8 protein-coding genes are annotated in these 7,849 nt (G+C 48.8%); all 8 read left to right on the plus strand.

The window, feature by feature from the left end; all coding sequences use genetic code 11:
- The first annotated feature begins 17 nt into the window (after window positions 1-17).
- The 8 genes from lon (at window position 18) to rpsI (ending at window position 7,335) form a co-directional block, all read left to right on the plus strand.
- Complete coding sequence (gene lon / locus DXD92_RS07055) at window positions 18-2,345, plus strand: endopeptidase La (protein ID WP_118640318.1); 2,328 nt, start codon at window positions 18-20, stop codon at window positions 2,343-2,345.
- A gap of 35 nt (window positions 2,346-2,380) precedes the next feature.
- The gene (gene yihA / locus DXD92_RS07060) at window positions 2,381-2,986 is read left to right on the plus strand and encodes a ribosome biogenesis GTP-binding protein YihA/YsxC (RefSeq protein ID WP_118640319.1); all 606 of its coding nucleotides are present in this window, start codon (window positions 2,381-2,383) and stop codon (window positions 2,984-2,986) included.
- A 4-nt stretch (window positions 2,987-2,990) separates the two neighbouring features.
- Window positions 2,991-3,836: an energy-coupling factor transporter ATPase gene (locus tag DXD92_RS07065; RefSeq protein WP_055219895.1), complete on the plus strand. Its 846-nt coding sequence runs from the start codon at window positions 2,991-2,993 to the stop codon at window positions 3,834-3,836.
- Entirely contained in the window at window positions 3,827-4,711 is an 885-nt protein-coding gene (locus DXD92_RS07070; RefSeq protein WP_055226923.1) for an energy-coupling factor transporter ATPase, read from the plus strand. Before DXD92_RS07065 ends, DXD92_RS07070 begins: the two co-directional genes overlap by 10 nt.
- The gene (locus DXD92_RS07075) at window positions 4,705-5,505 is read left to right on the plus strand and encodes an energy-coupling factor transporter transmembrane component T family protein (RefSeq protein WP_055265741.1); all 801 of its coding nucleotides are present in this window, start codon (window positions 4,705-4,707) and stop codon (window positions 5,503-5,505) included. The genes DXD92_RS07070 and DXD92_RS07075 overlap by 7 nt, the downstream gene beginning before the upstream one ends.
- A 24-nt stretch (window positions 5,506-5,529) precedes the next feature.
- A complete protein-coding gene (gene truA, locus DXD92_RS07080; protein WP_055265739.1) occupies window positions 5,530-6,282 on the plus strand; it encodes a tRNA pseudouridine(38-40) synthase TruA in 753 nt (250 codons plus the stop codon).
- Window positions 6,283-6,496: 214 nt separating this feature from the next.
- The gene (rplM, locus tag DXD92_RS07085; RefSeq protein WP_055219851.1) at window positions 6,497-6,925 is read left to right on the plus strand and encodes a 50S ribosomal protein L13; all 429 of its coding nucleotides are present in this window, start codon (window positions 6,497-6,499) and stop codon (window positions 6,923-6,925) included.
- A 17-nt stretch (window positions 6,926-6,942) separates the two neighbouring features.
- Complete coding sequence (gene rpsI / locus DXD92_RS07090; RefSeq protein WP_117509622.1) at window positions 6,943-7,335, plus strand: 30S ribosomal protein S9; 393 nt, start codon at window positions 6,943-6,945, stop codon at window positions 7,333-7,335.
- Window positions 7,336-7,849 lie beyond the last annotated feature (514 nt).

The raw sequence follows: 7,849 nt of genomic DNA on the forward strand, positions 1-7,849 counted from the left end.
CGCAGGAGGAAACTTAAATGGAAGAAGTGACAAAAGTATTACCGGCGATTGCGCTGCGTGGAACGACGATTCTGCCGGATATGATTGTACATTTTGATATCAGCAGACCTAAATCGGTTCGTGCGGTCGAGGAGGCGATGCTGGGAGACCAGAAAATTTTCCTGATTACACAGAAAGACCCGGATACGGAAGTACCGGGTCTGCTTGATGTGTATAAAATTGGAACAATTGCGGTCATCAAACAGGTTGTGAGAATGCCAAAGGATGTTCTTCGGATTCTCGTAGAAGCAGAAAGACGCGCAGAACTGCTGAACTTCGAGGAAGAGGAGAGCGAGTATCTCCGCGCCGAGGTGGCGCTGTTTACCGGCTCGGACGAAATGCAGTTTTCCGATATCGAGCAGGAGGCAATGCTGCGCAACTTAAAAGAGCTGTTTGCCGTCTACTGCGAGCAGACGCAGAAAGTCAGCAAGGAACTGGCAGGCCAGATCCTCGGAACCGAAGAAGTTGGAAAGCTGGTGGACCAGATCTGCATGAATCTGCCCCTCGACTACGTAAACCGCCAGAAACTGCTGGAGGCTGTGGAGCTTTCCGAGCGGTATGATACGCTCTGCGTCATGATCGCCAACGAGATTCAGATTCAGGAGATCCGTTCGGAGATTCAGGGAAAAATCAAAGAGCGGATCGATAAGAACCAGCGTGATTATATTCTGCGCGAGCAGCTTAAAGTCATCCGCGAGGAACTCGGCGAGGACAATTCCCGGACCGAGATTGAAAATTATAAGAAGCAGCTTGAGAAGCTCAAAGCCTCCAAAGAGGTAAAAGAGCGGATTTCCGAGGAGATTCACCGTCTGGAAAATTCGGCCAACAATCCGTCCGAGGCAGGCGTGATCCGCGGCTATATCGAGACACTGCTGGGGCTTCCGTGGGATAAGGCATCCCGTGACAATCAAGATCTGGCAAGAGCACGCGAGATTCTGGAGGAAGATCACTACGGTCTTTCGAAAGTAAAAGAGAGAATCCTCGAATTCCTGGCTGTACGCACCCTGACGAAGAAAGGCGAGAGCCCGATTCTCTGCCTGGCAGGCCCTCCGGGAACCGGTAAGACCTCGATTGCGAGAAGCGTGGCGAGAGCCCTGAATAAAAAATACGTCCGCATCTGTCTCGGCGGTGTGCGGGATGAGGCGGAGATCCGCGGCCACAGAAGAACCTACATCGGCGCGATGCCGGGACGCATTGCGGCGGGGCTCCATCAGGCGAAGGTGAAAAATCCGCTGATGCTGCTCGACGAGATCGACAAAGTAAGTGCAGATTACAAGGGAGATACCTCTTCCGCACTTCTTGAGGTCCTCGATTCCGAGCAGAATAATAAATTTGCCGATCATTACGTAGAGCTTCCGATCGACCTTTCGGAGGTGCTCTTTATTGCAACCGCAAATGATATTCAGAACATTCCGCGTCCGCTGCTGGACCGTATGGAAGTGATTGAAATTTCAAGCTATACGGAAAACGAGAAGTTCCATATCGCAAAAGAACATCTCGTTCCGAAGCAGAAGAAGGCGAACGGTCTGAAAGAAGCACAGCTTGTGATCGAGGATGAGGCGCTGATGGAAGTGATCAGCGGCTACACCAGAGAGGCCGGTGTCCGCTCCCTGGAGCGCCAGATCGGCAGAATCTGCAGAAAGAGCGCGAGAAAGATTCTCGAGGAACAGGTAAAAGAGGTTGTTGTGACGAAAAAAAACCTGGAAGAGTTCCTCGGAAAAGAGAGGTATGAGTTCCAGCCGGCCAACGAAAAACCGGAGATTGGTATTGTGCGCGGTCTTGCCTGGACGGCAGTCGGCGGCGATACGCTGCAGATCGAGGTCAATGTGATGCCGGGAAAAGGAGAGTTTCTGCTGACCGGCCAGCTCGGCGATGTGATGAAGGAGTCTGCGCAGACGGGCATCAGCTTTATTCGTTCCGTGGCAGAGCAGTATGAGATTCCGAAAGAATTTTTCGAGAAACACGACATCCACATTCACATTCCGGAGGGAGCCGTTCCAAAAGATGGCCCGTCTGCCGGTATTACGATGGCGACGGCGATGGTTTCCGCGATCACAAAGGTTCCGGTAAAAGCAGACGTTGCGATGACCGGAGAGATTACGCTCCGCGGCCGTGTGCTTCCGATCGGCGGCTTAAAAGAGAAGCTGCTGGCGGCAAAGAAAGCCGGTATCCATATGGTTCTCGTTCCAGAGAAAAATGAGCCGGATGTAAGAGAACTGGATGCGGAGATCACAGACGGACTGCAGATCGAATTTGTCGGCAGCATGGAACAGGTATTAAAACTGGCACTTGTGGAAAAGGAGTAAGGCCAGAAGATGCAAAAAAACAGGAGAAGAAAAGTATGGTAATTAAACAGGTAGAGCTGCAGCACGTCTGCGGAATCACCAGTAAACTGCCGGATACCGGTCAGGTGGAAGTGGCATTTGCGGGAAAATCCAATGTTGGAAAATCTTCTCTCATCAATGCCCTGATGAATCGGAAATCACTGGCGCGTACCAGTGCGCAGCCGGGAAAAACACAGACGATCAACTACTACCACATCAATGAGGAAATGTATCTGGTGGATCTGCCGGGATACGGTTTTGCGAGAGCCTCCGAGGAGGTTAAAGTAAAATGGGGCAAGCTGATCGAGGATTATCTGCATCAGTCAAAAATGCTGCACGCAGTATTTCTTCTGATTGATATCCGTCATGCACCGTCCAACAACGACCGCATCATGTACGACTGGATTCTTCGAAACGGCTATCAGCCGATCATCATTGCGACGAAGCTGGACAAGATCAAGCGCAGCCAGCTTCAAAAACAGATCAAGCTGATCCGCGAGACGCTGGAGGTTGAGAAAGATACGATTGTGATTCCGTTTTCTGCAGAGACAAAACAGGGACGCGAGGAGATCTGGAATCTGATTGATGAAATCCGCTCGGATGCAGAAGAAAGCGGGGAATAATGTCATGGGTATGATACGTGCTGCAGGCCTTGGGTATGAATACCTCCGTTACGAGGAGGAAGGACAGGAGCCGGAAGTAACAAAAGCGATCGAGGATGTCAGTCTGGAAATCCAGAAGGGACAGTTTATTGCGGTGCTCGGGCATAACGGAAGCGGAAAATCAACGCTTGCGAAACATATCAACGCTCTGCTGGTGCCTACAGAAGGCACCATGTGGGTGGACGATATGAAGACGACAGATGAGGAGGATGTCTGGAAGATCCGCCAGAAAGCCGGTATGGTATTCCAGAACCCGGATAACCAGATCATCGGAAATGTGGTGGAAGAGGATGTCGGCTTTGGACCGGAAAATCTGGGTGTCCCGACCGATGAAATCTGGAAACGGGTGGAGGAGAGCCTTACGGCGACCGGGATGATTTCCTACCGGGCCCACTCTCCGAATAAGCTCTCGGGAGGTCAGAAACAGAGGGTTGCAATTGCAGGAGTGATGGCTATGCAGCCGGAATGTATTGTTCTTGATGAACCAACCGCGATGCTGGATCCGAACGGACGAAAAGAGGTTCTTCGCGCTGTGCGTAAGCTGAATGAAGAAAAGGGCGTTACGGTTATTCTGATTACGCATTACATGGAAGAGGTTGTTTTTGCGGACCGTGTGTTCGTTATGGACAACGGTAAGCTGGTAATGCAGGGGACGCCAAGGGAGATTTTTTCCGAAGTGGAGAAATTAAAAGAACTCCGTCTTGATGTACCCCAAGTGACACTGTTGGCTTATGAATTGAGAAAAAATGGTGTAGATCTCCCGGAGGGAATTTTGACCATTGAAGAACTGGTGAATGCATTATGTCATTGAAACTTGAAGATGTAACGTACACATACAGCCCGGGAACGGCATATGAAATGCACGCCCTGGAGCATATCAATCTTGAAATTCCGAATGGCCAGTTTGTTGGGATTATCGGCCATACGGGAAGCGGAAAATCGACGCTTGTGCAGCATTTGAACGGTCTGATCCGCCCGACATTGGGACGGGTGCTGTATAACGGAGAGGATATCTGGAAAGAAGGATATCCGCTAAGAGAGCTTCGAAGCCATGTGGGACTGGTTTTTCAGTACCCGGAGCATCAGCTTTTTGAGACGGATGTGATCACAGATGTCTGCTTCGGACCGAAAAATCAGGGACTTTCACCGGAGGAATGCAGAAAACGGGCGGAAGAGGCGCTGGATCATGTCGGATTTCCAAAGGAAATGTATGAAAAATCGCCGTTTGAACTCTCCGGAGGTCAGAAACGTCGTGTTGCGATTGCCGGTGTGCTTGCCATGAACCCGGATTTTCTGGTGCTTGACGAGCCGACTGCAGGCCTTGATCCGAAGGGACGCGATGAAATCCTCGATCAGCTTGCATTGCTGCATAAGACGCGCGGCATTTCGGTCGTGCTCGTATCGCACAGCATGGAGGATATTGCAAAATATGTAGAGCGGATTATTGTCATGAACCACGGTCATGTGGCGTTTGACGATACACCGAAGAAAGTCTTCGCTCACTATAAAGAGCTCGAGAAAATCGGTCTTGCGGCGCCGCAGATGACGTATATTATGCATGCGCTAAAGGAACACGGCATGGACGTGGACGTAACGGCGACAACGGTTGAAGAGGCGCGCGATACGATTCTTGCGGCGCTTGGAAGTCAGAAGAAAAACGGGAAAAAAGGAGCAGAAGTATGTTAAGAGATATTACTCTGGGACAGTATTACCCGGCAGATTCCATTCTGCACCGGCTTGACCCGCGTGTGAAATTTGTAGGAACGATCGTTTATGTCGTTTCCCTCTTTTTGTTCCACAATTGGGGCTATCTGCTTGGAACCGTATTCCTTGCGGTGATGATTAAACTGTCGAAGGTACCGTTCAAATTTATCACGAAGGGTCTGAAATCAATTTTTGTGCTGCTTGCGATTACGATGGTGTTTAACATCTTATTTACGCCGGGTGAGGTGCTCGTCCGTATCTGGAAAATTACGATCACCCGTGAGGGTGTGGCTATGGCATGCCGTATGTCGGTGCGTCTGATTTTCCTGATGATCGGCTCTTCGCTGATGACGCTGACGACAACACCGAACCAGCTGACGGATGCACTCGAAAGCCTGCTCGGACCATTGAAAAAAATCCATGTGCCGGTGCATGAGATTTCCATGATGATGTCAATCGCACTCCGTTTTATCCCGATTCTCCTGGAAGAGACAGACAAGATTATGAAAGCGCAGATGGCGCGCGGCGCGGATTTTGAGAGCGGAAATATTATCCAGAGAGTAAAGAACATGGTGCCGCTTCTGGTGCCGCTGTTTATTTCAGCATTCCGCCGTGCAAATGATCTGGCGCTGGCGATGGAAGCACGCTGCTACCATGGAGGAGAGGGAAGAACACAGATGAAACCGCTTCGGTATCAGACGCGCGATTATGCAGCGTATGGCGTTCTTATGGCATACCTTGTGTGCAGTATCGGCCTTCGCGTGTGCGGACTCTGACTTTGACGAAAACGGAGGAGAAGAATGCGCAGAATTAAGCTGATTGTAGCGTATGACGGCACAAATTATTGTGGATGGCAGGTGCAGCCAAACGGCATTACAGTACAGGAAGTATTAAATCAGGCTCTTTCCGATCTTTTTGCGAAGAAAACGGCCTGCATCGGCGCAAGCCGGACCGACGCCGGGGTACATGCTCTCGGCAATGTTGCGGTATTTGATACGGATGCGAGAATGCCGGCGGACCGTATCGCATTTGCACTCAACACACGGCTTCCGGCAGATATCCGTATTCAGGGATCATCCGAAGTGCCGCCAGACTTTCACCCGCGTTTTACCGCAACAGTCAAAACATATGAATACAGGATTTTGAACCGCACCTTTGCAGATCCGACGCGGAGACTGAATTCCTATTTCTGGTACGGCCCGCTGGATGTGGATGCGATGCGGCAGGCAGCATCGTATCTGGTTGGCATGCATGATTTTAAAAGCTTTGCAACAGCAAAACCGGAGGTGACCGACACGGTCCGTACGATCTATGAAACGAGTTTGGAAAAAGAAGACGATCTGATCCGCTTCCGGATCACCGGAAACGGTTTTCTCTACAATATGGTGCGGATTATCACCGGAACACTGCTTGAGGTTGGAAAGGGTGATTATCCGCCGGAGAAAGTAAAAGAAATCCTTGCGGCGAAGGATCGAAAAATGGCGGGAGCAACGGCCAGGCCGGAGGGGCTGACCCTGGTGCAGATCCGGTATCCCGAATGGGATTTCGAGTAAAGACATAAGTGGTCTGTATTTCCCGCAAAACGGGACTCGCAGTTTGCAAAAAAATGCAAAATATGGGTAAAAAATAGTTGACATTCCAAAATCCGTATAATATAATTACTAAATGTGTGACGTAGTTTGAAAACGCCGATGCCATAAGCCCCGGTAAGGCGGTTTCCTATATACATGAAACAGTAAATTGAATTTTTCACAGGAGGTTATATCCATGAACACCTTTATGGCAAATCCAGATAAGATTGAAAGAAAATGGTATGTTGTTGATGCAGAAGGATGTACATTAGGACGTCTGGCATCTGAAGTAGCAAAAGTATTACGTGGAAAAAACAAACCGGAGTACACTCCGCACGTAGATACTGGTGATTACGTAATCGTAATCAACGCTGATAAAGTAGCAGTAACCGGTAAAAAACTGGATCAGAAGATCTATTACAGCCACTCCGATTATGTAGGCGGAATGAAAGAAGCTACTCTTCGTGAGATGATGGCTAAGAAACCGGAGAAGGTTGTTGAACTTGCAGTGAAAGGCATGCTTCCAAAAGGACCTCTTGGAAGACAGATGTTCACAAAACTTCACGTATACGCTGGTGCAGAGCACGCTCATGCAGCTCAGAAACCAGAAGTATTAACATTTTAATAGGGAGGTAAAGAACATTGGCTAGCGCAAAATATTACGGAACCGGAAGAAGAAAAAAATCTATCGCAAGAGTATATCTTGTACCGGGAACTGGTAAAGTTACCATCAATAAAAGAGACATCGATGAGTATTTTGGTCTGGAGACCCTGAAAGTTATCGTTCGTCAGCCTCTGGCAGCTACAGAGACATCCGATAAATTCGACGTGATCGTAAACGTTCACGGCGGCGGATACACAGGACAGGCAGGAGCAATCCGTCATGGTGTTGCACGTGCCCTTCTGACTGTAGACAACGACTACAGACCAGTTCTGAAAAAAGCAGGATTCCTGACTCGTGATCCTAGAATGAAAGAGCGTAAGAAATACGGTCTCAAAGCAGCTCGTCGTGCACCTCAGTTCAGCAAGAGATAATCTGCTGTTCAGACCGTATCAAAATGGTTCAAAAACCCCGGAAAATCAAGGTTTTCCGGGGTTTTACTATATCTAAACGGGCTGATATAGTTTGACCAAATTTGGAAAAACGAGAACCGTTTTCACCCAATTTTTAGTGGTCCGCAAGTGGTTAACCGGCCAAAAAGAGGGCAAAAAGAGGGTCAAGTGGTGCCCAAAGTGGTTAACCGAGAGCCGATTTTTGGGGGTGTTTTGGGGTCGCTTTTCAGCCCTTTGTTCCCTCGTTTTGGTCTGTGGCAGTTTGACATAGTTTGACCTAATTTGAATAATTGAATATGAATTTGATACAGCACTCAGTATAAAATGACTGGGTGCTTTTTTCATTTCAGGAACTCGTATTCCGGCGATAGAAAGAGCCGTCACTTCACTTTTTATTTTGGAGTGGCGGCTTTTTCTATTTCCAGAAGCAACAGAAACAATTAGAAATGAGGTGACAAACTATAAACAGTCAAGAGAATTTTGAAATTTTTTTGAA

The organism is Blautia sp. TM10-2 (assembly GCF_003480845.1).
Taxonomy (GTDB): domain Bacteria; phylum Bacillota; class Clostridia; order Lachnospirales; family Lachnospiraceae; genus Fusicatenibacter; species Fusicatenibacter saccharivorans.

Excerpts from the sequence above, each read along its gene's own strand:
- DXD92_RS07075 (WP_055265741.1), top strand. The coding sequence starts at position 4,705 with ATGTTAAGAGATATTACTCTGGGACAGTATTACCCGGCAGATTCCATT.
- lon (WP_118640318.1), top strand. The coding sequence starts at position 18 with ATGGAAGAAGTGACAAAAGTATTACCGGCGATTGCGCTGCGTGGAACG.
- rplM (WP_055219851.1), top strand. The coding sequence starts at position 6,497 with ATGAACACCTTTATGGCAAATCCAGATAAGATTGAAAGAAAATGGTAT.
- DXD92_RS07065 (WP_055219895.1), top strand. The coding sequence starts at position 2,991 with ATGGGTATGATACGTGCTGCAGGCCTTGGGTATGAATACCTCCGTTAC.
- yihA (WP_118640319.1), top strand. The coding sequence starts at position 2,381 with ATGGTAATTAAACAGGTAGAGCTGCAGCACGTCTGCGGAATCACCAGT.
- DXD92_RS07070 (WP_055226923.1), top strand. The coding sequence starts at position 3,827 with ATGTCATTGAAACTTGAAGATGTAACGTACACATACAGCCCGGGAACG.
- truA (WP_055265739.1), top strand. The coding sequence starts at position 5,530 with ATGCGCAGAATTAAGCTGATTGTAGCGTATGACGGCACAAATTATTGT.